Raw genomic sequence first — 24031 nt, 5'->3', positions numbered from 1 at the left:
TCGCTCAGCTGGCCGGGGGGACCAGGAAGTGGGGGTTGAGGAACATCAGGTCGTCGCGCGACACGTCCGAGAGACGGCTGTGCCCGATGCCGTACATCGTCTCCTCGATGCCGCGGCGCAGGATCTGGAGCACCTCGTGGACGCCGTCCTCGCCCGACACGGCCAGGCCGTAGAGGAAGGCGCGGCCGACGAAGACGGCCTTCGCGCCGAGCGCCACCGCCTTGACGACGTCCGAGCCCCGACGGATGCCGCCGTCGACCATGACGTCGATCTGGTCGCCGACGGCCTCGACGACGTGCGGCAGGTAGCGCAGCGGCGAGGGGCTGCCGTCGATGTTGTTGCCACCGTGGTTGGACAGCGAGATCGCGTCGGCACCGAGGTCGACCGCCAGCTTGGCGTCCTTGATGGTGTTGACGCCCTTGACCATGAAGGGGCCTCCCCACAGGTCGCGCAGCCACTTGACGTCGGCCCAGGTGGGAGGCGGGGTGCTCTCGAACTCCGCCCACGCCTTGCCGAAGTACGGCGCGCTGCCGTCGGCGGTGAACAGGTTGGGCACCTTCAGCTCGGGGATCCGCCCGCGGCGCAGGTAGCTGGCGAACCACAGCGGTCGCGACAGCGCCTCGGGCGCCAGCGTCGCCATCGTCCGGGGGCTCATGTCGCTGGGCGGGGCGGGCGGGACGCCCCAGTCGCGGCGCGGGGTGTGCGACCAGTCCAGCGTGACGATGAGGGCCTTCGCGCCGGCGGCGCGCGCGGCCTCCACCCGAGCCTCGATCTGGGGCTTGGTGCCGACCCAGTAGAGCTGGAAGATCGTCTTGTCGTTGGCCCGCGCCACGTCCGCCACCGCGTCGGAGGCCCACGAGCTCAGGCCCATCGCCGTGCCGGCGCGGGCCGCGGCCCGCGCGACGCCGACCTCGCCGTCGGGGTGGATGGCCTGGGCGCCGACGGGCGAGACCAGGACCGGGAAGTCCACGTCGAGGCCCAGGATGGTGGTCCTGGTGTCGAACGTCGTGGGCCGGTCGAAGATGGTGGGCGAGAAGCCCAGCTCGTCGAAGGCTCGCAGGTTCTCCTGGAGCGTCCAGCCCTGCTCGTTGCCTGCCTTGACGGCAAGCCACACGGCGCGGGGCAACCGGCGCTTGGCGAGGCGCTCGGCCTCGGCCAGGTTCCTGAAGCGGACCTTCGTGCTCATGGCGTTCCTTCCACTGGGCGAGGCGACGATCCTTACCGTAGGATGAAACTTCTCTTACGGCAATGCCCTCTAGTGAACTTTCTGTAACGCGAATGCCGCAGTCCGGTCACGCCGCCTCCGCCCTGGCGCTAAGTAACAGCCATTTCACAGGCTCGCTCTTGACGAGTTTCTGAAATGGATATATCAATCTCTGTACGTGCCCGACCCTGGCGCCTCGTCCCCGGCAAGGGGCGGCGTCGAGCCCCCGGCGACTCGATCCGAGAAGGTGGAGCATGACCCCCGACCCCACAGTGTTCGTCGCCACCAGTGACCTGGCCGGCCAGATGCGCGGCCGCTCGGTCCCGGCCGGCTCACGCGACGCCGTGCTCCGCCGCGGCGTCGGCTGGGTGCCGGCCGACCTGGCCATCACCGCGTTCGGCGCCATCGCCGACAACGTCTTCGGCTCCACCGGCGACCTCCGCCTCATGCCCGACCCGACGACCCAGGTCGAGATCCCGGCCCGCGAAGGCGACCCGGGGGTCACGCTCGTGCTCGCGGACCAGACCCTGCCCGACGGCACGCCGTGGGCCTGCTGCCCGCGGACCTTCGCGCGCCGGGCGCTCGAGGACCTGCAGGAGGCCACCGGTCTGGAGGTCGTGGCCTCCTTCGAGCACGAGTTCATGATGGCGGACCTCGCCCCCACGGGCCCCTTCTCGTTCGAGCGGCACCGCAGCGTGGAGCCCTTCGGCTCCGAGCTGGTCGCCCTCCTCGAGGGCGCCGGCCTGCAGCCGGAGAACTGGCTGCCGGAGTTCGGCACCGACCAGTTCGAGATCACCCTGGAGCCCGCGCCCGGGCTGGTCGCCGCCGATCGCGCCGTCCTGGTCAAGGAGCTGGTCCGCGACCTCGCGCGACGGCACGGACGTCGTGTCACGTTCGCGCCGCTGCAGCACCCCGACGGCAGCGGCAACGGCGTGCACGTGCACCTCTCGCTGCGCGACGCCACGGGGGCTCCCGTGCTCCACGACCCCGCCCTGCCCGCCGGGCTCTCGAGCCTGGGGCAGCGGTTCGCCGCCGGCATCCTGGCCCACGCTCCGGCGCTGCTGGCGATCACCGCACCCAGCCCCGCGTCGTACCTCCGCCTCACCCCGCACCGCTGGAGCGCCGGGGGCATCTTCCTGGCCGAGCGCAACCGCGAGGCGCTCCTGCGCATCTGTCCCACGAGCACCGTCGGGGGCGGCGACCCGGCCGCCCAGTACAACCTGGAGTTCCGACCCTCCGACGCGACCGCCAACCCCTGGCTGACGCTCGGCGTGCTCGTGAGAGCAGGGCTCGCCGGGATCACGGGCGAGTACGACGCCCCGACGATCTGGCCGGAGTCGGTCACCGAGCAGGAGCTGGCCGGTGTCCCCACGCTGCCGTCCGGCCTGGCGGAGGCGCTCGACCACCTCGTCGCGGACCGCGTCGTCGCCGGCTGGTTCGACCCCGACCTGATCGACACCCACTGCGCGGTGAAACGGGCCGAGCTGGCCGCGGTCAGCGGCATCGACGACGTCGCGCTCTGCTCCGCGATGGCCGATGTCTACTGAGGTCGCCGAGGCGGTCGCCGCGCTCTCGCTCGTCGACCACCACGTGCACACCTGCTCCGCCGGCTCGCCCAGCCTGGCGGAGCTCGGCGACCTCCTGACCGAGTCCGACCGACCGGCCGCCCGCGGCACCTCGCGCTTCGACTCGCAGGTGGGCTTCGCGGTCCGCCGGCACTGTGCTCCGCTCCTGGGGCTTCCCGCCCATGCGCCGATCGAGGACTACTGGGCCGCCCGCCAGCTGCTGGCCCCCGACGAGCTGGACCGTCGCCTCCTGGGCGCGGCCGGCGTGGACCGCTGGCTCGTCGACACCGGCTTCAACGGGGACCAGATCCTGGACCTCGACGCCTTCGCCACCCGGGTGCCCGGCTCCCGGGTGCAGGAGATCGTGCGCCTGGAGTCCGTGCTCGAGGAGGTCGTCGCCGACGCGACGGCCGCCACGCTCGAGGAGCGCTTCCGCGAGGCACTGTCCAGCGCGAGTGCCGACGCCGCCGGCCTGAAGTCGGTCATCGCCTACCGCCACGGCTTCGACTTCGACCCCGCGCGGCCGTCGCCGTCCGAGGTGAGCGCCGCCGCGGGACGCTGGCTTGCCGAGCTGGACGCCGGCGCCGCAGCGCGGGTGACCGACCCGGTGCTGCTGCGGATGGCCCTGTGGGCCGGCGTCGACACCGGACTGCCGCTGCAGCTGCACGCCGGCTACGGCGACCCCGACCTCGACCTGCGGCGCTGCGACCCCCTGCTGCTGTCGGACTGGATCAAGCGCGTCGAGCCTCTCGGGACCGACGTCGTGCTGCTGCACTGCTACCCGTTCCACCGGCACGCGGGCTACCTCGCCCAGGCGTTCCCCCACGTCTACTTCGACGTCGGCCTGGCCGTGAACTTCACCGGTGCGGCGTCCGCGGCCGTGGTCGCCGAGTCGCTCGAGCTGGCGCCGTTCGCGAAGGTCCTCTACTCCTCCGACGCCTGGGGTCCGCCCGAGCTGCACCTGCTCGGCTCGCTGCTGTGGCGCGCCGGCCTCACCCGGACGCTGTCGCGGTGGGTCGCCGACGGCGAGTGGTCGGTCCCGGACGCGATCCGGGTGGCCACGATGGTCGGTCGCACGAACGCCTCCCTCGTCTACGGGGGCCACGATGGGTGAGCCCTCCGTCTGGGAGCTGCTCGAGCGGCACCTGGGCCGGGCCGCCGAGCTGCGACGGCTGCTGCACAGCGAGCCCGACCTGTCGGGCGACGAGTCGATGACGCGCGACCGGGTGCTCCAGGCCCTGCCCGGGGACCAGACCCCGGTCAAGGTCGCGGAGACCGGCGCCGTGCTGCGCCTGGGAGGTCCCGGGCCGTGCATCGGCGTCCGCGGCGAGATGGATGCGCTCCCGGTGACCGAGCAGACGGGGGTGCCGTGGGCCTCGCGCCACGACGGCGCGATGCACGCCTGCGGGCACGACCTGCACCTCGCCGCCCTGGTGGCGGTGGCCTGGGCCGTCCACGAGGCACGGCTGCCCGTGCCCCTGCTCGTCGTGCTGCAGCCCCGCGAGGAGACCTACCCCTCGGGCGCCAAGGACATCGCGGAGCACGGGATCCTCGAGGCCGAGCAGTGCGCCGCCATGATCGGCGCCCACATCCAGCCCGCGCTGCCGCCCGAGGTGGTCGCGTGCGTCCCCGGCGGCGTGAACGCCTCCTCCGACGAGTTCGAGATCCGCGTGCACGGCACGTCCGGCCATGCGGCGTACCCCCACCTGAGCTGCGACCCGCTCCTCGCGCTCTCCGAGATCGTGGTCGCGCTGCAGAGCATCGTCAGCCGCTCGGTCGACCCCATGTCGTCCGCGGTCGTCGGGGTCTCGTCCTTCGCGTCCGGTCAGGCCGCCAACGTGATCCCCGGCCTGGCGCGCGCCACCGGGACCATCCGGGCCCTGGACCCGCGCAACCGAGCGCTCCTGCGCGAGCGGGTCGTCGCGGTCGCCGAGAACGTCGCGCGGGCGCACTCGTGCGCGGCGGAGGTCAGGATCACCGACGGTGAGCCGGTGCTGGAGAACGACCCGGCCCTGGTGCGAGCCGTCTCCACCCACCTCGCCGACCAGGGGATCGGCCTGTCGACCACGTTGCGGTCGCTGGGCGCCGACGACTTCTCGTTCTTCTCCGAGCGGATGCCCTCGGCGATGATGTTCGTGGGCAGCGAGACCACCGACGCGCTGCACTCCGCGTCGTTCCTGCCCACCGACAACGACCTGCGGCTCACCGCCCGGGCCATGCTCGCCGGCTACCTCGGAGCCGCGGACCTGCTGACGGCGCCCGACGCCTGACTACGGCGTGGACGCGCCGCCGGGTGACACCGTGGTCGTCTCACCCGGTCGCCCCCGCACCATCACGAAGGGCGCCTCGTCGCCGAGCGCGACGGTGTGGCGGCGAGCCACCTCCTCCACGCGGGCCTGCACGCTCGTGAGGTCGGCGCCGGCCGGCGCCACCACGTCGAGCCTGCCGGAGAAGCCGTACCGGATGCTCTCGACGCCGCGCACCTGCGTCAGCTCGCCGAGCAGCGCCGCCGCGTCGGCCAGGCGCGTCTCGGGGCCGTCGCCGGGACAGGGAAGCGGCGTGGAGTGCCGCCCGACGGCGAAGCCCCACTCCACGCTGGCGTCCGCCTCCGGCGCGAACTCGCAGACGTGCTCGGCGACGGCCCGCATCGCCGACTCGTAGTCCTGGGGCTCCAGCGCGGCGGGGTCGAGCGCGGTCATGGTGACCTCCAGCGACCCGGAGAACGGCAGGGTGTTCTCCGCGCGCACGGTCTCCGGCCGGTAGCCGTCGAGGGGCCGGTCGTCGAGGAAGGCCTCCAGCTCGGACTGCGCGGCGTCCCCCGCGTTGGGATCGCCGCACGCCGTGGCGGTCACGCCGATGACGCCGACGAGCGCGACGGCCGCCAGCAGACGTCGGGGGCTCGGCACGGGCACAGCGTACGGGCGCCCGCGTCCGCGCGGAGGCCGCCGGAGTCGGCGGTCAGGCGCGCGTCGCCGCGTCGAGCCGCTCGCGGAAGAGCGTGCTCATCCGCGCCACCGCCGACCCCGCGGCGTCCGAGAGCGGGGCGAAGCGCCAGAAGCCGTGCGGCATCCCCGGCTCCTCGCTGAGGTCCACCGTCACGCCCGCGTCGCCCAGGCGCCGTCCCAGCTCGCGACCCTCGTCGCGCAGCGGGTCCCGGCCCGCGACGACGAGGACCGTCGGTGGCAGCAGGCGGAGGTCGGGCGAGAGCAGCGGCGCGAAGCGCGGGTCGTCGCGCAGGCTCTGCTCGCCCAGGCTCTGCTCGCCCAAGTACTGCTCCACGCACCACTCCAGCCGCTGCGACGTCAGTCCGTAGGCGTCGGCGAGCTCGGTGCGCGAGGGGTACGACGGGTCGCCGTGCACCAGCGGGTTGACCAACAGCTGCGCGACCGGCGCGGCGTCCGTGCCGGCCAGCGCCAGGGCGGCGCCCAAGGCGAGGTTCGCCCCCGCGCTCGGACCCGCCACCGCGACCCGCTCCCCCAGCTCCTCGCGCGCCCAGCGCACGGCCGCCACGGCATCGTCGTAGGCCGCGGGGAAGCGGTGCGCCGGGGCCAGCCGGTAGTCGACGGCGAGCACGCTGCGACCCGTGTCGCGGCAGAGCCGCCGCGCGTGCGCGTCGTGGCTGTCCAGGCCACCGCTGACGAAGCCACCACCGTGCAGGAACACCACCACGCAGTCGTCGAGGTCGCCGGAGTACAGGCGGGCCGGCACCCCGGCCGACGGCACGGTCAGGTCGCGCACCTCGCGGAGATCGGGTCCTGGCGGCTCCTCGACCTCGCCCGCGCCGGCGAGGGCGGCGATCTGCGGGTCCAGCAGGGGGTCGAGGCAGGCGTCGGGCACCGCGCCAACCTAGCTCCGCACGGCTGCGCCGGCGCCCGTCCGACGCTGCCACCTCGGCATCGCGCCATACCCGCTCCGGAGCGCGGGCCGCTACGCCGTCGTCGGGTCGGGCGGGCCCGTGCCGGGCGGCATCGCCACCGCGGCGACCGACCGCACGTCGGACAGCGCGGCGGCGGCCGTCGAGCCCTCCTTGTTGGCCAGCACGAGCGCCAGCACGAGCGCGACCAGCGCCACCGCCACGAGCACCGCGAGGGTGATCTTGACGACGGAGTACGGACGGTCGCCGGTCACCTTGCCGGTGTTGGCGTTGACCATCACCTGCCACTGCTTGCCGGCGTGCGGGTACGTCGCCAGCCACAGGGGCAGCAGCACGAGCTTGAACGTGACGCGCGAGTAGGTGACGTCCACCTGGTGCACGCGCTGCTCGTCGCCGCCGATGTCGCGGCGCACGTCCTTCTCGATGGTGGCGCGCATCTCCTGGCGCGCTTCGGTGGAGGCGTCCGGGGGGTCGACGTCGTAGCGCAGCGCGGAGAAACCGGAGAGGTACTCGGGCTGGTAGGCCACGGCGGTGCCCAGCTCCCACGGACCCATCTCGTCGAGGCGCTCCTGGTCGAGGCGCTGCGAGGCCGGGACGAGGACGTCGTCGAAGGCGCGCGAGACCCGGCCGGACGCGTCGTGCCAGCGGGTCCGGCGCTCCTGGTAGGTCTCGGTGCGGGTGCCGCCCTTGCCGTCGGAGACCTGACGGGTGAGGGTGACGTAGTAGTACTCGCCCCGCTCACCGACGTACGTCGAGGCCGTGGCGGCGTCAAAGGTCCAGTGCGGCACGTAGGTGCCGGTCAGCGACTCCGCCGAGCCGATCTTCTTGAGCGCGTTGGGGGCGAACCACCGCGAGCTGATCCACTCCTTGAACGCCTTCTGCGCGGCGTCCCCGGGGATGTGGAAGGGGACGACGGCCTCGGGGGCCACCATGCCCTCGGGCGTCGCGAGCGCGATCAGGTGCCCGTTGCAGAACTGGCAGGTCTCCGCCAGCTGGGCGCCCTCGACCTGGGCGCCGCAGCCCTGACAGCGCAGCACCTGACCGACCAGGGACGCCACCTTGACGTGGGAGTTGCGCTCCATCCACTCGTCGAAGGAGTGCTCGTCGATGGTGGTGTCCTCGCCGGCCTCGATCGGGTGCTCGGCACCGCACGCGGTGCACGTGAGGACGGCGGTGCCCGGCGCGTACGTCACCTGCGACCCGCAGGTCGGGCAGGACGCGAACAGCGCCTGCGCGGCCTTCGGCAGCGGTGGCGGTGGCGGGGACGTTGGTGGTGGGGGCGGGCCCGCGGGGGCGGAGGCTGCGGGCGCGGAGGAGTCGGCGTCGCCCGGAGGGAGCGGCGGCGGAGCGCTCGTCACCTCAGGCCTGCGGGGGCAGCGGCGGCGGGGTGGTGCCGAACAGCGAGGCCAGCTCCGGCACCTCGCCGGCGGGCTTCCAGGACGGCATCGCCTCGCACCAGACCAGCGTCTCGCGGCCCAGCTGCTCGGCGGCCACCTTGGCCGGCAGGGCCTCCAGGGCGAAGGGACCGGCCTGCTGGCCGTTGACGGCGACGAACCACTGCGTCCCGCCGGCGCCGGGGAGCGGCGGCGGGCTGGCGGGGGCCGACTGCTGCGCGCCGGCGAGGGCGCCGGTGGCAGCCTGCCCCAGGCCCATCCCCACGACCATCCCGGTGCCCTGGCCCGCGGCGCCGGGGTTGTTGGCGGCGTCCTCCAGCGCGTTGGCGGCCTGGAACTTCGTGTACTGGTCCAGGTTGCCGAGGATCCCCATCTGGCTGCGCTTGTCGAGCGCCTCCTCGACCTCGGGGGGCATCGAGATGTTCTCGATGACGAAGCGCGGGAGGGCGATGCCGAACTCCGCCAGGCTCGCGCTGAGCGTGCCGACGAGCTGCTGGGAGATCGCCTGCTGGTTGGCGGCGAGGTCGAGCATCGGCACGTTGGCCGTCGCGAGCGCGGAGGTGACGGCGGCGACGATGTTCTGGCGCAGGAACTCCGAGACCTCGTCGGTGCGGAAGTCCGGGTCGGTGCCGACGAGCTGGCGCAGGAGCGTGCCGGCGTCGGTGATGCGCAGCGCGTAGGTGCCGAACGCACGCAGCCGGACCATGCCGAACTCCGCGTCGCGCACCGTGAAGGGGTTCTGGGTGCCCCACTTCAGGTCGGTGTACTGCCGGGTGCCGACGAAGTAGACCTCGGCCTTGAACGGCGAGTTGAAGCCGTACTTCCAGCCCTTGAGGGTGCTGAGGATGGGGAGGTTCTGCGTGGTGAGCTCGAAGGTGCCGGGCGTGAACACGTCGGCGATCTGGCCCTCGCTGACGAAGACCGCCGTCTGGCCCTCGCGCACGATGAGCTGGGCGCCGTTCTTGATCTCGTTGCCCTGGCGGGGGAACCGCCACACGAGGGTGTCGCGGCTGTCGTCGAGGAACTCGACGATGTCGATGAACTGACCGCGGACCTTGTCCATGAAGCTCATGTGCTCGGGCTCCTTCGTCTGCGGCCACCTGGACGGGCCGTCGGCGGGCTCACGGTACCTGCCCGCCACGGCCGCTCGCAGCCTCCACGCGGCAGGTCGTCACGCCCCACTCGCGTCGTGCACGCAGATGGCGACCTGGACGCGGTTGGTGACACCCAGCTTCTCGAACACGTGGGTGACGTGCCCCTTCACCGTGGTGACGGACAGGTGCAGCTCGGCGGCGATCTCGGTGTTGGCGAGCCCGCGGCTGATCCCGAGCGCGATGTCGCTCTCCCGGCGAGTGAGCGTGGCCAGCCGGAGCTGGGCGGCGCGAGCGCGGCGGTGACCGCCGCTGTCGCGGAACCTCGTGAGGAGCGTACGGATCACGGCCGGCGAGAGCATCGGCTCGCCGGCGGCCACCCGGCGGATCGCGGCGACGATCTCGGGTGGCGCGGTGTCCTTGAGGAGGAACCCGTCAGCCCCGGCGCCGAGCGCCTCGACGATGTAGGCATCGGCGTCGAACGTCGTCAGGACGATGACCCGAGGCGGGCGGGGGCCCGACATCAGCGCGCGCGTCGCCTCCAGACCGTCCATGCGAGGCATGCGGATGTCCATGAGCACCACGTCGGGGGACAACGCGTCGAACTGCCTCAGCGCCTCGCGGCCGTCCACCGCCTCACCGACGACGTCGAGGTCGTGATGACCTTCGAGCATCATGCGAAGTCCGGCGCGCACGATCCCGTCGTCCTCCGCGATCAGGATCCGCGTGGGCCGCCCCTGGCTCACGGGCCCCACGGCATCCACGCCCGCAGGACGAACTCGTCGCCGCACACCCCGTGCTCGAGGCGTCCACCCCGGAGCTGGGCCCGTTCGGTGAGCCCCACCAGTCCCAGGCCCGAGCCGGGGGTGGAGGACCGCCCGAAGCCCAGGGCGTTGCGCAGCACCACCGTGATCCCTTCCTGAGGGGTACCACCCAGATCGATGTCGAGGCCGGCACCGGGGGCGTGCTTGCGGCTGTTGGTCACTCCCTCCTGGACGATGCGGTAGACCGTGCGCCCCGTGGCGTCGGGCACCGGCGCGTCGACGGTGTCGGCGTACGCGATCCGCATCCCCGACCGACGAGCGTCCTCGACCAGGTCCGCCAGGTCGACGTACGTCGGCTGCGGCGCGTGCTGCAGCTCGCCGGAGTCGCCTCGCAGCACTCCCAGGACGCCGCGGAGGTCGGTCAGTGCCTCGTGCGCCGACTCGCGGATCACCCCGGCGCTGTCGCGCATCTCGTCACGAGTGAGGTCGGTGCGGTAGTTCAGGGCGCCCGCTCGCACCGAGATCTGGGAGATCCGGTGCGCGAGGACGTCGTGCATCTCGCGAGCGATCCGGCTGCGCTCCTCGATGCGCGACTGGGAGGCGCGGAGGTCCCGCTCGGCCTCGGCGACCTCCGCCCGGCGGCGCAGCGTCCACAGGAGCTCGCGGCGCGATCCGATGTACATCCCCCACGCCAAGGTCGCCGACGTGAACACCACGCCGGCGGCCAGGGTCAGCCACCCCGGGTCCGTCTGGACCGTGGGATACAGGCGGATGTGGAGCTCACCACACAGGACGCTGAGCGCCCCTGCCACCACGATCTGCGCCCAGGCGCCACCCGTCGCGAGCGAGACGATGGCGAGGATCGAGGGGCCGGTGGCCAGCGACGAGAACGTCGTGAGCAGGGTGGTGACGACGGCCACCGCGAAGGGCCGACGACGCCGCAAGAGCACCAGCGCGAAGGCGAGGACACCGAGGCCGACGTCGAGGGCTCGGTCGACCGGGGACTGTCCCTCCACGACGGGCACCCAGGCACCGACACTGATCAGGAGCGCCACGGCCAGCCGCCACGCGACGTCCCGCCGCCGCAACGGCGGCCGGTACTCCCCGGGCCGCGCCGGGCTCGCCTCAGGCACCCCTCGAGACTAGGCGCGCACACCGTCGCCGGGCACCACCCCTGGTAGCCGGCCGACCCCTACCAAGGGACTGCCCAGGTCCGCGCTCTCGGCGGATGTGCCGGGCGTCGTGCCCGCCCAGGCTGGACGCATGATCAACGTGAAGAACCTGTCCCGCACCTACGGCGGCTACGCGGCCGTCGACGACATCAGCTTCACCTGCCGGCCCGGGCGCGTCACCGGCTTCCTCGGACCCAACGGCGCCGGCAAGACGACGGCCATGCGGATGATGGTCGGGCTGACCACGCCCACGCACGGTGAGACCACCATCGGGGGCTACCACTACCACGACATCGTCAACCCCGGCCGGCACGTCGGCGTCCTGCTCGATGCGAGCGCCCAGCACGCCGGACGCACCGGGCGCGAGATCCTCATGGTCGGCGCCAAGACGATGGGCCTGCCCACCACGCGGGTCGACGAGATGCTCGCGATGGTCTCCCTGACGGAGTCCGAGGCCAAGCGCAAGCTCCGCAACTACTCGCTGGGCATGAAGCAGCGCCTCGGCATCGCCCACGCGCTCCTCGGCGACCCCGCGGTGCTGATCCTCGACGAGCCGGCCAACGGTCTCGACCCGGCCGGCATCCGCTGGATGCGCGACCTGCTCAAGGGCTACGCCCGTCGCGGCGGGACCGTCCTGCTGTCCAGCCACCTGCTCAACGAGGTCGAGCTCGTCGCCGACGAGCTGATCCTCATCGGCCGCGGCAGGATCGTGGCCCAGGGCGACCTGAAGAGCCTCAGCTCGCTGGACAGCGCCGACAGCGCCCTCGTGACGCCGGTCGACAGGGACGCGCTGGTCGCTGCCCTCCGCCAGGAGGGCCATGAGGCGACCCCGGAGGGCGAGGGGCTGCGCGTCTCGGCCAGCCCGAGGGAGGTCAGCCGCGTCTCGGTGCAGCACGGCCTCCTGCTGAACGACCTCCGCAGCGGCGCCAAGGGGCTCGAGGACCTCTTCCTCGAGCTGACCTCTCCCGTCCAGCGCGAGAGCGCACCCTCACCCGACTCGCTCGCCGCGGTCTCGACCTCGAAGGAGATGTCCCGATGAGCACCACCACCGAGCAGCCCTCGCCGACGTTCGACTTCTCCGAGACCCCCCGGGTCTCGTTCTCCCAGCTGGTCTCCGTCGAGCTGCGCAAGACGGTCGACACCAGCGCCGGGAAGTGGCTGGTCTCCGCCGTGCTGGCGCTGACCGCCGCGGTCATCGTCCTGTACTTCGCGATCGCCGACGACGACCAGCTGGTGTTCGAGGAGTTCCTCGGCTTCGCCGCCAGCCCGCAGGGATTCCTGCTGCCGGTGCTGGGAGTCCTCCTCGTGACCAGCGAGTGGAGCCAGCGCACCGCCATCGTCACCTTCGCGCTCGCACCGTCGCGCACCAAGGTCATCGGCGCCAAGATCGTCGCCGCGCTGCTGATGGCGTTCCTCGCCTTCGCGGGCGCCATCGCCGTCGCTGCCGTCGCCACCGCCGCAGCCGGCAGGAACGACGGGTTCAGCGACGTCACCGTGGCCACCTTCGTGCTGTTCCTCGGGCTGCAGCTGCTGAACGTCCTCCAGGGCGTGGCCTACGGACTGATCCTGCTCAACACGCCTGCTGCCATCGTGGCGTTCTTCGTGCTCCCGACGGCATCCTCGATCGTGTTCACGTCGGTGTCCTCGTTGAGCGACCTCGCCCCGTGGCTCGACATCACGACCGCCCAGAGTCCCCTGGTCAACGGCGACTTCTCGCTCACCGGCGAGCAGCTCGGACAGATCGGCGTCACCGCGCTCATCTGGATCGTGCTGCCGTTCGTCGCCGGCTGGTTCCGCGTCATGCGCGCGGAGATCAAGTAGCCCGGCGATGCGGGGAGCAGGACGATGAGGGCCTCCGGCGAGGACGAGCTGGTCCTGGACAGGGCTCAGCCCGACTCCGGCGCCGCGCCCCTCGAGGCGAGGCCCGTCTCCGGAGGTCACACCCGTCAGTCGGCACGGGTCGCGGCGATGACGGCCTGGGGGACGCTCGTCCTGCTCTGGTCGACGACCATCGGCATCCCGAACGACGCGCTGACGGTCCTGATCACCCTGTGGCTGGGCACGATCGCCTGGCACGTCCAGGCACCGTGGCGCCGCCATCTCGGGTTCCTCCGCGACTGGTCCGTGCCGGCGCTGCTCCTCACCGCGTACTTCTACAGCCGCGGGTTGATCGACGAGCTCGACGTCACCGTGCACTGGACCATGCCCATCGAGGCCGACCGGTGGCTCTTCGGCGGCACCACCCCGACCGAGACCCTGCAGCACGCGTGGTGCGGCGACCCCTGTCGTCTCGAGTCGCCTGTGCGGTGGTTCGAGGTCGTCATGACCACGGTCTACGCCAGTCACTTCCTCGTGGGGCTCGTGCTGGCGGTCCTGCTGTGGGCGACCAGCCGCACCGAGTGGCTGGTCTGGATGCGCCGCTACATCGGCCTCAACCTCGCCGGCCTCGCGATCTACGTCGCCTACCCCATGGCCCCGCCGTGGCTCGCCTCCGACGAGGGCCACCTGGGCCACGTCGAACGCATCACCTCGCGCGGCTGGGGCGACCTCGGCATCGAGCGCGCCAACGTCGTCCTCGACGGGGTGGGCAACCCGGTGGCCGCCATGCCCTCGCTCCATGCGGGCACTGCGGTCCTGGTGGCGCTGTACGGGATCTGGCGACTGCGCAGCCCTGGGCGTTGGCTGCTGGTCCTCTACCCGGGCGTCATGTGCGTCGCGCTCGTGTACTTCGGCGAGCACTACGTCGTCGACCTGGTCGCCGGCGGGCTGCTGGCCGGCGCGGTGATGCTCCTCGCCCACACGTGGGAGCGGCGGCACAGGCCCCGGCCCCACTCCCCCGACGACGGCGCGACCGAGCGCTCCACGGATCGAGAGGTGTCCCTGTGACGTCGCCATCCCGGCTCATCAGCACCCGGCAGGCGGCCGGGCACCACGTCCGGTCCCGTGGCCGGGATGTGGCTCGCGTCGACCTCCCCGGAGGCTCCGGCACCAGCGCCAGGTCCGTGATCCGTCACCTCGGACGGGTCGCCCGCGCCATGCCCGACAGCATCGGGGTCGTCGTGGTGTCCGTGGCCTCGGTCGACGACCTGACGGTCGACCTGCTCACCGGGATCGCGATCAGCCGCAGGCTCATGAGGGCGGGAGGTCGGCCCCTGGTGCTGCGCGTGCCCGGCATGCCGACCACCCCCGGCGCCGCCGCCCTGCTGGGGACCATGCCCTACGTCCTCAGCTCCCCCGCACGGGACCTGCCGGACACGGCCCTGCGGCGCGGGGGCGGTTTGTGAGCACCACGTCACTCGCCTTCCTGGCCTCGTACGGCCTCTCCATGCTCGGCAACGCCGTCGCCGCGGTCGTCCTGCCGCTGATCGTGCTGCATAGCACGGGCGACGCCACGGATGCCGGCATCCTCGCTGCTGCGACGGCCGTACCCGCGGTGCTGGCCGGCTTGTTCATGGGCGGGGTGATCGACCGGGTCCACCGGCGGTCGGCCTCGATCGCGACGGACCTCGTGTCGGCAGCGGCCATCGCCGCCCTTCCGATCGTGGACCTGGTCACGGACCTCACCCTGGGCTGGTTCGTGCTGCTCGGGATCGTCGGCTCCTTCGGCGACGTCCCAGGCCTGACGGCACGCGAGGCCCTCCTCCCCCAGGTCGCCCGCCATGCCGGCGTGGGGGTGGACCGGCTCGTCGCGCAGCGCGAGCTGGTCGGTGCGGTCGTGCTGCTGGCGGGACCTGCCGCGGCTGCTGGGCTCGTCGTCCTCCTCGACGGGTCGGGCGCCCTGTGGGTGACGGCCGCCACGTCGTTCGCCGCTGCCATGCTGACCCTCCTGCTGCCGCGCCGGGTCGGGGCGCTCGACGCCGACGCCACACCGGTCGGCTCGTCCCCGCGCGCCGCCGTCGCCCACCTGCGAGAAGGATGGTCCCTGCTGTTCCGACGCAGCCCCTTCCTGCTCAGCACGACCCTGGTCAGCCTTCTCCTCGCCGTCGTGCTGACGGCGATCCAGGGCCTCATCCTCCCGGTGCACTTCATCCGGCTGGGGCAGGAGGGCCGGCTCGGGATGGTGCTCAGCGCCCTCGCGCTCGGCCTGCTCCTCGGAGCGGGCCTGTACGCGGCGATCGGTGACCACCTGACGCGGCGGAGGTGGTTCGCGGCGGGCATGGTCGGGTCCGTCGGTGGCGTCGCCCTGGTCAGCGCCCTGCCGGCGACGGCGCCGATGCTCGCCGGCGCCGTCACGCTCGGGGTGTCGATCGGCGTCGTCGGCACCGTCACCGGCGTCCTGATGACCGAGAGGATCCCTGACCACCTCCGGGGTCGCGTGACCGGGACGCAGAACGCCGTCATGACCGCAGCCCCCTCGCTCGGAGTCCTGGGAGCGGCGGTCATGGTCGAGCGGGTCTCGCTCGGGACCGCTGGTGCGGTCGTCGCCGGCGTGTGGGCGCTCACCGCGGCACTGGCGCTCGTCGCGCCCCCGCTGCGCGACCTCGAGCCGGCCCCGACCGACGCGCCGGGCCGGTAGGGCAGGTCGCCGTTGCCTCCGGCCGCCACGGTCTCCGGGCAAGCCGTCAGTGCGTCACCGACGACCGCCGTCCGGTTCGGTGTGGGCCAGGCCCGTCTGGAAGGCGATGACGACCAGCTGTGCTCGATCACGCGCCTGGAGCTTGTTCATCGCGCGCTGCACGTGAGCCCGGACGGTGAAGGGACTGACGTGCATGCGCTCGGCGATGTCCTGGTTCGACAGACCCGTCGCGACCAGGGCCACCATCTCGCGCTCCCGGGGCGTGAGGTCACCGAGCTGCTCGGGGTGGCTGGGCGACGAGCTGTCCGGCGTCATGAGGAAGCGGGCGACCAGCGAGCGCGTCGCGGCCGGGGACAGCAACGTGTCCCCGGCGGCGATCGAGCGCACCGCGGCCAGCAGCTCCTCGGCCCCGATGCCCTTGCCGATGAAGCCGCTGGCGCCTGCCCGCAGCGCCTGGGCGACGTGCTCGTCCGTCTCGTACGTCGTGAGGATCAGGATGCGACTGGCACGCAGCTCCGGGTCCGCGCAGATCTCCGACGTGGCTGAACACCGTGTGCTTCGGTCTTGACCGGTCGCGGGTATATCGGCGGCTGGCTCGCCTGGTGCGCCTCGGGCTCCTGGAGGACCTGCGAACCGGTCCCTCCAACGTCGGGCGACCCCGGGATGTGCACGCCCTCTACGTCCCCACGAGGTACGCCTACGACTACCGCGCGTCGCCGCTGACGCCGCAGCCTGTGGCGCTCACCCACGTGCGCCACACTCTTGCTGTCGGTGAGGTGGGATTGGCCTACCAGCGGGCGGGTTTCGACGTCGTCACGGACCGGTTGGTCCGTCGCGATATTGCACGGTGGCGACGCACGCGGTCGCCGTCGACTCCTCATGACGCCCTGTGGTTGGGCAGCGACCAGGGCCTGGTGGGTATGGGCCTCGGGTCGCATTCGGGTGGCCAGGTCTCAACGCATGCCACTGACCTCGTCCTCACGCGCGACTCGGTGGTGCGGGCCGCCGTCGAGGTGGAACTGACCGCGAAGAGCGACCGCGACCTGGCGAAGGTGCTTCGCATGTACGGCCGGTCCGCCAGGTTCGGAAGCCTCATCTACTACGTACCCGATGGGAAGGTCGAGCAGCAAGTGAAGCGGGTCGCGGCGTCGTTGGCTCACCAGGAATCCCCCCGGGGTCTGGTGGTCAGTCGCTACTCGCCGCGTCATTCCCTGGAGTAGCGAGAGGGGAGGGGAACGCTCGCAGCGCGGGGCGCATGCCGCTCGCTGCGCTCGCTGATGCGCCTCGCACTTCTCGCGCACCCCTCCCCTCTCGGCGTGACAGAACCTTCCCTGCCACTCGCCGCTCACGGCCTACGGGACCGATACGACGCTGCGCGTCGTGCGCACCGGGCACACCCATGGCGCCCGGGTAGGCCGGTCGGCGCTGCCGGTCTGACGGCGGCTGAGCGTTGAAGCACGCGCTGTGCGCGAACGGGCTTCGCCCGTCGGTAAGCCCGGTGCACCGGCAGACCGGAACGCCCCGCGAGTACCTGGTTCACGCCACGACCATGGACCGCGCCGTGCGCGATGACGCGAAGCGTCATATCCAGGGAAGGCCCGCCAGGGCGTGACACCGCGTAGCGCAGGGAACGACACTCCGGCAGGCGAGCGAGCGCAAGCGAGCAAGCATGACGCGTGTGGCGTACCCGGAGCGAAGCGATGCCTTCGCCTTCACCGTCGCTGGTATGACGCACAGCTACCCCGCACCAGGTCGAGGAGCACGACACGGGTGACCACGAGTTGAATGCCATGGCCTCTTCCTGAAAAGTCCGCGTCAGCCGCTCCTCCCACTCCCTCCGGGTCTGGTCGTCGCGGATGCCGAGGCGCACGCAACCTCCTGGCATTTACCGCCGAAGCGGTATGAGGCACCACTTCGGAAGCATCCTGCCTTCGAGTGCACCGAAGGTCGCGGCGAGATGGCTCTTCCTATGGTCTGCAGCGCTTCACTGCGTGAGCACCTCGCTGCATGAGGTTTCCGGTACTGCCAGTCACAGCCTCAAGAAGTCCTCGTGTCGAGAGATCTAGCATGGCTTCGGCTTGGCCTGCGGTGGTGTCGTTGAACAGTTCTAGTCTCGGGCCGGAGGACCCGAGTGAGTACTGGGGCTACCGAGTACCCGCCTCGTCTCACGCGCGATCTCCGATGCCTCGGATGCGGTGACCACCACCGTGCGGGCCCGGGCGTCAGGGCTGCTGATGTCACGGTCGGACGTGGTCACCGCGTTGACGCGTTCATCGATCGAGGCGCCGAGATGCTCGGCACCTTGCGCGCCAAGAGACCGGACCTCGGGTTCGTGCTCGCCGATCCCGCCGGTGAAGACGAGCAGGTCGAGCCCCCCGGCGCTCGCCGCCATGGCGCCGATCTCGCGTCGCAGCCGGTGAATGAACACCTCGAACGCGAGCTTCGCGTCCACGTCACCGCTGTCCCTGGCGGCCTGCACATCGCGCAGGTCCCCCGAGGTGCCCGAGAGTCCCTTCAGGCCCGCATGATGCTCGAGGACGTCGGCGAGGCCGGCAGGGCTCTGATCGCCGTGCTGCAGGAGCCAGAGCAGCAGTCCCGGGTCGACCGACCCCGAGCGAGTGGCCATGACCAGGCCCTCGACCGGGGTGAACCCCATCGTCGTGTCGACGCAACGGCCCTCGCGCACGGCCGCGAGCGAGGCGCCGGCGCCGAGGTGGCAGGAGACCACGCGCAGGTCGGCGAGGTCACTGCCGACGAGCTCGGCCGCTCGCCGCACAGCGTGGGCGTGACTGAGGCCATGGAACCCGTACCGGCGGAGGCTCCATCGTTCGTTCCACGCCTGGGGGAGGGCATAGGTCCGTGCCGCGGCCGGGAGGTCGGTGTGGAACGTCGTGTCGAAGCACGCGACCTCGGGGATGTTCGGCAACAGTTGACGCACGACGCGGATACCCGCCACTGCCCGCGGGTTGTGCAGTGGGGCGAGGTCCTCGATCGAGTCCAGGTAGGCCAGTACGTCATCCTCGAGAGGCACGGACTCCGTCAGCCGGGGTCCGCCGTGGACTATGCGGTGCCCGACCGCCTCGACGTCGTCGACTTCCTCGACGAACCTGCTGACCGGCTCCAGGTCGTCCTCACCCTCCCAGCGCTCCACCGTGGTGGTGGCGACGATCCGATCGTCGTCGTCCATCAGGGTCAGCTTCAGGCTGCTCGAGCCAGCGTTGACCACCAGCACACGCATGGGATCAGCCCTCGGGAGCGTTCAGCGCCGGGGCGTTGGTCGTGACTTCCGGACCAGGTACAGACGTCCATCTCCAGTCCCGGATCTCCTCCATGTCCTCACCATGGGAGTGAACGTAGATCTTGTGCTCTACGAGCTTGTTCTTCAGCTGCTCGCGCGCCGCACCGGACGAGGCTTGCAGCCGGGGCACGCGGTCGATCACGTCCATGGCCAGGTTGAAGCGGTCGAGCTGGTTCATCACGGTCATGTCGAACGGGGTGGTGGTGGTGCCCTCTTCCTTGTATCCGCGTACGTGGAAGTTGGCGTGATTGGTGCGCTTGTAGGTGAGTCTGTGGATCAGCCACGGGTAGCCGTGGTAGGCGAAGATGACCGGCTTGTCACGCGTGAACAGCGCGTCGAACTCCGCCTCGGACAGGCCGTGGGGGTGCTCGCTCTCGTGTTGGAGCCGCATCAGGTCCACGACGTTGACGAACCTGATCTTGAGGTCGGGGAAGAAGCCCCGGAGCAGATCGACTGCTGCCAGCGCTTCCAGGGTCGGTACGTCGCCCGCGCAGCCGATGACGACGTCGGGCTCCTGCCCCTGGTCGGTGCTGGCCCAGTCCCAGATCCCGATGCCCTTGGTGGCGTGGACGATGGCTTCGTCCATGCTCAGGTACTGGGGCGCGGGCTGCTTGCCGGCCACGATGACGTTAACGTACTGCTTGGACCGCAGGCAGTGGTCGGCGACCGACAGCAGGGTGTTCGCGTCCGCGGGCAGGTAGACGCGAACGACCGATGCCTTCTTGTTCATCACGTGGTCGATGAAGCCGGGGTCCTGGTGGGAGAAGCCGTTGTGGTCCTGACGCCACACGTGTGAGGTGAGCAGGTAGTTCAGGGAAGCGATGGGGCGGCGCCAGGCGATGTCGTCGGTGACCTTGAGCCACTTGGCGTGCTGGTTGAACATCGAGTCGACCAGGTGGATGAACGCCTCGTAGCAGGAGAAGAAGCCGTGCCGTCCGGTGAGGAGGTAGCCCTCGAGCCACCCTTCGCAGGTGTGCTCGGAGAGGATCTCCATGACCCGCCCGTCGACCGCGAGGTGGTCGTCGTACGGCAGGGTCTCGGCGTTCCAGGCCCGCCCGGTCACCTCGAGGACGTCCTGGAGGCGGTTCGAGTTGTTCTCGTCCGGGGAGAACAGCCGGAAGTTGTCCATGTTGCGTGCCATCACGTCACGCAGGAACGTGCCAAGGACCCTGGTGGACTCGACCGCGCCGCTCCCGGGTGCGTCCACCTCGACGGCGTAGTCGCGGAAGTCGGGCATCCGGAGGTCTCGCAGGAGCAGACCGCCGTTGGCGTGAGGGTTCGCGCTCATCCGGCGATCTCCAGCTGGGTGCAGCGCTGCGATCTCCGGCACGGGGGCACCGTCGGCGTCGAACAGCTCCTCGGGCTTGTAGCTGCGCATCCACTGCTCGAGCACCTCTCGATGCGCGTCGTCGCCCCGTGCGTCGGCGAACGGCACCTGGTGCGAACGCCAGAAGCCCTCGATCTTCTTGCCGTCGAGCTCCTTGGGTCCGGTCCAGCCCTTCGGGGAACGCAGCACGATCATCGGCCACGGGCGACGGGCCACAGCCCCCTTTCGTCGACGAGGGGAACGCGCTTCGGCTTGGATCTCGCGGATCTCGTCGAGGCAGTGGTCGAGGGTCGCAGCGAACGCCTGGTGCATCTCGGTCGGATCCGAGCCCTCGACGAGGTAGGGCGTGTGTCCGTATCCGCGCATGAGGGAGGTGAGCTCGTCGGCGCTGATGCGGGCCAGCACGGTCGGGTTGGCGATCTTGTAGCCGTTGAGGTGGAGGATCGGAAGCACGGCGCCGTCACGGGCCGGGTCGATGAACTTGTTGGAGTGCCAGCTCGTCGCGAGGGGACCCGTCTCGGCCTCGCCGTCCCCGACGATGGCGGCGACCACCAGGTCCGGGTTGTCGAACGCGGCACCGTAGGCGTGGGAGAGGGAGTAACCGAGCTCGCCGCCCTCGTGGATGGAACCCGGTGTCTCAGGGGCCACGTGGCTGGGGATCCCGCCGGGGAAGGAGAACTGGTGGAACAGCCGTCGCATCCCGTCCGCGTCTTGGGTGATGCCCGGGTACACCTCGGTGTAGGTGCCCTCCAGCCAGGCCGACGCGACAAGCCCAGGGCCGCCGTGGCCCGGACCGATGATGTACATCATATTCAGGTCGCGAGCGGAGATGGCCCGGTTGAGGTGGGCATAGACGAAGTTCAGGCCAGGGGTGGTGCCCCAGTGACCGAGGAGGCGCGGTTTCACGTGCTCGGCCAGCAGCTCGTCGCGCAACAGCGGGTTGGCCATCAGGTAGATCTGGCCCACCGAGAGGTAGTTCGCAGCGCGCCACCACGCATCGATCTGCCCCAGCTCCCCCTTCTTCAGCGGGCGTCCCTCGATGGTGCTCGTGGTTGGTTCGGATCGACTCATCAGACTGATTCCCTTCAGCGGCGGATGTCGGGCGATACGGCTCGTGCGTCGGAAGTCCGGCTCTTCACCGGCCGGGCGTCCCTGCGATGACGCAGGTACTTGTCGAGACTGACGACGAACCAGACCGCGACGGCGGCCGCAACGACGCGCAGCCACGAGTCGACGCTGAGCGGGGCGGTCTGGAAGAGGTCGTTCATGATCGGGACGTAGGTCAGCGCCAGCTGTCCGAGGATCTGCACCAGGATCCCGACGACCAACCACCTGTTGGTGAACCAGCCGATCCTCCAGATCGGCTGGCTGAGCGAGCGGCAGCTGATCAGGTACAGGATCTGAGCGACCACGAACACGTTGACCGCGACGGTGCGGCTGGTCTCAACCGACGCCCCCTGCGAGAGCTCGTAGTGGAAGGCCCACGACGAGCCGGCGACCAGCAACGCTGATACGAACAACGTCCGGTAGACCAGCGCGCGGGTCAGCAGCGACTGTCCGGGACTGCGCGGAGGCCGCGTCATGATGCCCTCCTCCCGTGGCTCCCAGGCCAGCGTGAGGCCGAGCACGACTGCGGTCGTCATGTTGATCCACAGGATCTGGGTGGGCAGGATCGGGAGCTGAGACCCGAGGAACACCGCGACGAGGATCACCAGCGCCTCACCGACATTGGTGGGCAGGGTCCAGACGATGAACTTGGTGAGATTGTCGAAGACGCCGCGCCCCTCTTCCACAGCCGCCTCGATCGTGGCGAAGTCGTCGTCGGTGAGGACCATGTCACCCGCGTCCTTCGCGACCTCCGTGCCGCCCAACCCCATCGCCACACCGATGTCGGCCTGCTTCAACGCGGGCGCGTCGTTGACGCCGTCGCCGGTCATCGCCACGACGTGCCCCCGCGACTGCAGCGCCTCCACCAAGCGCAACTTCTGCTCCGGGCTAACCCGGGCGAAGACCACGGTCCGCTCCGCGGCCTCGGGCAGCTCCTCGAGGGAGATCTGCTCCAGCTCGGCGCCGGTCAGCACCCTGTCCACGTCGTCGGCGTCGAGGAGACCGACCTGGCGGCCTATCGCTCCCGCAGTCACCGCATGATCGCCGGTGATCATCTTCACCGCGAGCCCCGCGTCGCGACACCGTGCGACGGCCTCGGTCGCGGTGGCCCGTGGGGGGTCGTGCATGGCTTGTAGACCGGCGAAGGCGAGCTTCGCAGGCGCGGTCTCCGGCGATACGGCGTCGGGGGCGGCGTCGGTGTCGACGGCGGTCGCGAGCACCCGCATGCCGTCGGCGGACAGCCGGTCCGTGGCTGCGAGCACGGCCTCCGCGTCGAGAGGCTCGGCGGTGCCGTCCGAGGTCAGCTGGGTGGTGCACAGCTCGAGGATCCGCTCGACGGCTCCCTTCGCGAACACGATGGTCCGCCCACTGTCCGGGTCGAGATGGGAGGTCGCCATGAACATCCGCTCGGAGTTGAACGGACTGGACTCGACGCGCGGCAGGGCGTGCGGCGAGATGCCGTAGCGCTGCGCCACGGTGAGCATCGCCGTCTCCGTCGGGTCTCCCAGCTGCGCCCCGGACTCGGTGAGTCGCGAGTCGTTGCAGTTGGCGCCCACCTTGAGGCACCAGGTGAGGGCGACGCCCGCAGACTTGGTGCCTGCTGCGGTGTCCTCGGGCACGCGGAGCTCCTCATGCAGCGACCACAGGGCCTGGACCGTCATGCGGTTCTCGGTCAGAGTGCCGGTCTTGTCGGTGCAGATGATCGTGGCGCCGCCCAGGGTCTCGACCGCAGGAAGCCGCCGGATCACTGCCCCACGACGCGCCATCCGCGCGACCCCGATGGCCAGGGTGACGGTCACCGCGGCCGGCAGCCCTTCCGGGATTGCACCGACGGCGAGGGCTACGGCGGCGGTGAACATCTGAGCGGCCGGCTCACCGCGCAGCACGCCGACGGCGAACGTGATGGCGGCGAGGACCAGGATCACCACGGTGAGCAGCGTGCTGAACGACGCGAGCTGGCGGGTCAGCGGCGTGGCCAGTGACTTGGCCGAGCTCACCAAGCGGTGGATAGCGCCGAGCTCGGTGTCCGCGCCGGTGGCGACGACGACCCCGACACCCGTCCCGGCCGTGACCAAGGTGCCGGAGTAGGCCATGTTCTTGCGGTCCGCCACGGCGGTGGACTCAGGGAGGACCACCCCCTCGTCCTTCGCGACCGGAAGCGACTCCCCGGTCAGCGCCGATTCGTCGACGCTGAGGTCGGCTTCCTGGATCAGCCTGAGGTCGGCGGGCAGCTTGTCGCCGGCCTCCATGAGCACCACGTCGCCGGGGACGAGCTGCCCGGACGGGACGAGGCGTTGCACGCCGTCCCGCAGGATCCGGGCGTCGGTGTGCACCATGGAGCGCAGTGCCTCTAGGGCAGACTCCGCTTTCGACTCCTGGATGAACCCGACGACGGTGTTGACGACGACGACCCCGAAGATGACCGAGGCGTCGACGTACTCGCCGAGGAACACCGTCACCAGGCCCGCGACGAGCAGGACGTAGATGAGCGGGTTATCCATCTGCCGGATCATGCGGAGCCAGGCGCTCGGCGGTTTGACGGCCGGGAGCTCGTTCGGGCCGAACTGTGCGAGTCGACGTGCTGCTTCGTCCTCGGCGAGGCCTGTCTCAGGGTCCGCCCCTAGAACCAACAGGACCTGTGTCGGAGGTAGAGCGTGGTGCGCCATCCCTAGCTCCGTTCCATCAAGTGTGCGAGCGGGACGAGCACCGCGACGGGCGT

Annotated in this window: 20 protein-coding genes; 9 read left to right on the top strand and 11 right to left on the bottom strand. The window is 71.0% G+C overall.

Features of this window, described 5'->3' with window-relative positions:
- Nucleotides 1–4 precede the first annotated feature (4 nt).
- Nucleotides 5–1186, bottom strand: coding sequence for a pre-mycofactocin synthase MftD (mftD, locus tag IRQ30_RS00570; RefSeq protein ID WP_193611140.1), 1182 nt, complete (start codon nucleotides 1184–1186; stop codon nucleotides 5–7).
- A gap of 272 nt (nucleotides 1187–1458) precedes the next feature.
- Between mftD and IRQ30_RS00565 the strand changes: the two genes are divergently transcribed.
- The 3 genes from IRQ30_RS00565 to IRQ30_RS00555 are packed head-to-tail and all read left to right on the top strand — an operon-like array spanning nucleotide 1459 to nucleotide 5039.
- A complete protein-coding gene (locus tag IRQ30_RS00565) occupies nucleotides 1459–2751 on the top strand; it encodes a glutamine synthetase family protein (protein WP_193611139.1) in 1293 nt (430 codons plus the stop codon).
- Nucleotides 2741–3883, top strand: a complete 1143-nt coding sequence (locus IRQ30_RS00560) for an amidohydrolase family protein (RefSeq protein WP_193611138.1) — start codon at nucleotides 2741–2743, stop codon at nucleotides 3881–3883. The genes IRQ30_RS00565 and IRQ30_RS00560 overlap by 11 nt, the downstream gene beginning before the upstream one ends.
- The gene (locus tag IRQ30_RS00555) at nucleotides 3876–5039 is read left to right on the top strand and encodes a M20 metallopeptidase family protein (protein WP_193611137.1); all 1164 of its coding nucleotides are present in this window, start codon (nucleotides 3876–3878) and stop codon (nucleotides 5037–5039) included. The genes IRQ30_RS00560 and IRQ30_RS00555 overlap by 8 nt, the downstream gene beginning before the upstream one ends.
- On the opposite strand, the gene IRQ30_RS00550 is transcribed toward IRQ30_RS00555, so the two are convergent.
- The 6 genes from IRQ30_RS00550 to IRQ30_RS00525 all read right to left on the bottom strand — a co-directional run bounded on the left by IRQ30_RS00550 (nucleotide 5040) and on the right by IRQ30_RS00525 (nucleotide 11025).
- Nucleotides 5040–5675: a hypothetical protein gene (locus IRQ30_RS00550; protein WP_193611136.1), complete on the bottom strand. Its 636-nt coding sequence runs from the start codon at nucleotides 5673–5675 to the stop codon at nucleotides 5040–5042.
- Between the two features lie 52 nt (nucleotides 5676–5727).
- Complete coding sequence (locus IRQ30_RS00545) at nucleotides 5728–6606, bottom strand: alpha/beta hydrolase fold domain-containing protein (RefSeq protein ID WP_193611135.1); 879 nt, start codon at nucleotides 6604–6606, stop codon at nucleotides 5728–5730.
- 90 nt (nucleotides 6607–6696) lie between these two features.
- Nucleotides 6697–7836: a hypothetical protein gene (locus tag IRQ30_RS00540; RefSeq protein ID WP_193611134.1), complete on the bottom strand. Its 1140-nt coding sequence runs from the start codon at nucleotides 7834–7836 to the stop codon at nucleotides 6697–6699.
- A 166-nt stretch (nucleotides 7837–8002) separates the two neighbouring features.
- Nucleotides 8003–9109: an SPFH domain-containing protein gene (locus IRQ30_RS00535; RefSeq protein ID WP_193611133.1), complete on the bottom strand. Its 1107-nt coding sequence runs from the start codon at nucleotides 9107–9109 to the stop codon at nucleotides 8003–8005.
- A 99-nt stretch (nucleotides 9110–9208) separates the two neighbouring features.
- The gene (locus tag IRQ30_RS00530; protein WP_338089501.1) at nucleotides 9209–9874 is read right to left on the bottom strand and encodes a response regulator; all 666 of its coding nucleotides are present in this window, start codon (nucleotides 9872–9874) and stop codon (nucleotides 9209–9211) included.
- Nucleotides 9871–11025: a histidine kinase gene (locus IRQ30_RS00525; RefSeq protein WP_193611131.1), complete on the bottom strand. Its 1155-nt coding sequence runs from the start codon at nucleotides 11023–11025 to the stop codon at nucleotides 9871–9873. The genes IRQ30_RS00530 and IRQ30_RS00525 overlap by 4 nt, the downstream gene beginning before the upstream one ends.
- 130 nt (nucleotides 11026–11155) lie before the next feature.
- Between IRQ30_RS00525 and IRQ30_RS00520 the strand changes: the two genes are divergently transcribed.
- From IRQ30_RS00520 to IRQ30_RS00500, 5 genes are all read left to right on the top strand, one after another.
- Complete coding sequence (locus IRQ30_RS00520) at nucleotides 11156–12103, top strand: ABC transporter ATP-binding protein (protein WP_193611130.1); 948 nt, start codon at nucleotides 11156–11158, stop codon at nucleotides 12101–12103.
- On the top strand, nucleotides 12100–12885 hold the full coding sequence (locus IRQ30_RS00515; RefSeq protein ID WP_193611129.1) for an ABC transporter permease: 786 nt from the start codon (nucleotides 12100–12102) through the stop codon (nucleotides 12883–12885). Before IRQ30_RS00520 ends, IRQ30_RS00515 begins: the two co-directional genes overlap by 4 nt.
- Before the next feature lie 24 nt (nucleotides 12886–12909).
- The gene (locus IRQ30_RS00510) at nucleotides 12910–13950 is read left to right on the top strand and encodes a phosphatase PAP2 family protein (protein ID WP_193611128.1); all 1041 of its coding nucleotides are present in this window, start codon (nucleotides 12910–12912) and stop codon (nucleotides 13948–13950) included.
- A 116-nt stretch (nucleotides 13951–14066) separates the two neighbouring features.
- Nucleotides 14067–14348 (top strand): hypothetical protein, encoded by a 282-nt coding sequence (locus IRQ30_RS00505; protein ID WP_193611127.1) that lies wholly within the window; start codon nucleotides 14067–14069, stop codon nucleotides 14346–14348.
- Complete coding sequence (locus IRQ30_RS00500) at nucleotides 14345–15580, top strand: MFS transporter (RefSeq protein WP_193611126.1); 1236 nt, start codon at nucleotides 14345–14347, stop codon at nucleotides 15578–15580. The genes IRQ30_RS00505 and IRQ30_RS00500 overlap by 4 nt, the downstream gene beginning before the upstream one ends.
- A gap of 54 nt (nucleotides 15581–15634) precedes the next feature.
- Here the strand turns inward: IRQ30_RS00500 and IRQ30_RS23085 are convergent, their stop codons facing one another.
- Nucleotides 15635–15967, bottom strand: coding sequence for a response regulator transcription factor (locus tag IRQ30_RS23085; RefSeq protein ID WP_338089500.1), 333 nt, complete (start codon nucleotides 15965–15967; stop codon nucleotides 15635–15637).
- A gap of 215 nt (nucleotides 15968–16182) precedes the next feature.
- Between IRQ30_RS23085 and IRQ30_RS00490 the strand changes: the two genes are divergently transcribed.
- Nucleotides 16183–16800, top strand: a complete 618-nt coding sequence (locus IRQ30_RS00490; protein WP_193611125.1) for a hypothetical protein — start codon at nucleotides 16183–16185, stop codon at nucleotides 16798–16800.
- A gap of 887 nt (nucleotides 16801–17687) precedes the next feature.
- On the opposite strand, the gene IRQ30_RS00485 is transcribed toward IRQ30_RS00490, so the two are convergent.
- The 3 genes from IRQ30_RS00485 to IRQ30_RS00475 are packed head-to-tail and all read right to left on the bottom strand — an operon-like array spanning nucleotide 17688 to nucleotide 23978.
- Nucleotides 17688–18818 (bottom strand): acetate/propionate family kinase, encoded by a 1131-nt coding sequence (locus IRQ30_RS00485; RefSeq protein WP_193611124.1) that lies wholly within the window; start codon nucleotides 18816–18818, stop codon nucleotides 17688–17690.
- 4 nt (nucleotides 18819–18822) lie between these two features.
- Nucleotides 18823–21276 (bottom strand): phosphoketolase family protein, encoded by a 2454-nt coding sequence (locus IRQ30_RS00480; RefSeq protein WP_193611399.1) that lies wholly within the window; start codon nucleotides 21274–21276, stop codon nucleotides 18823–18825.
- A 14-nt stretch (nucleotides 21277–21290) separates the two neighbouring features.
- Nucleotides 21291–23978 (bottom strand): cation-translocating P-type ATPase, encoded by a 2688-nt coding sequence (locus tag IRQ30_RS00475; RefSeq protein ID WP_193611123.1) that lies wholly within the window; start codon nucleotides 23976–23978, stop codon nucleotides 21291–21293.
- Nucleotides 23979–24031: the final 53 nt, after the last annotated feature.

It is taken from the genome of Nocardioides lijunqiniae (assembly GCF_015024225.1).
GTDB classification, from domain to species: Bacteria; Actinomycetota; Actinomycetes; order Propionibacteriales; family Nocardioidaceae; genus Nocardioides; species Nocardioides lijunqiniae.
This window is presented reverse-complemented; position numbering and strand designations above follow the sequence as displayed.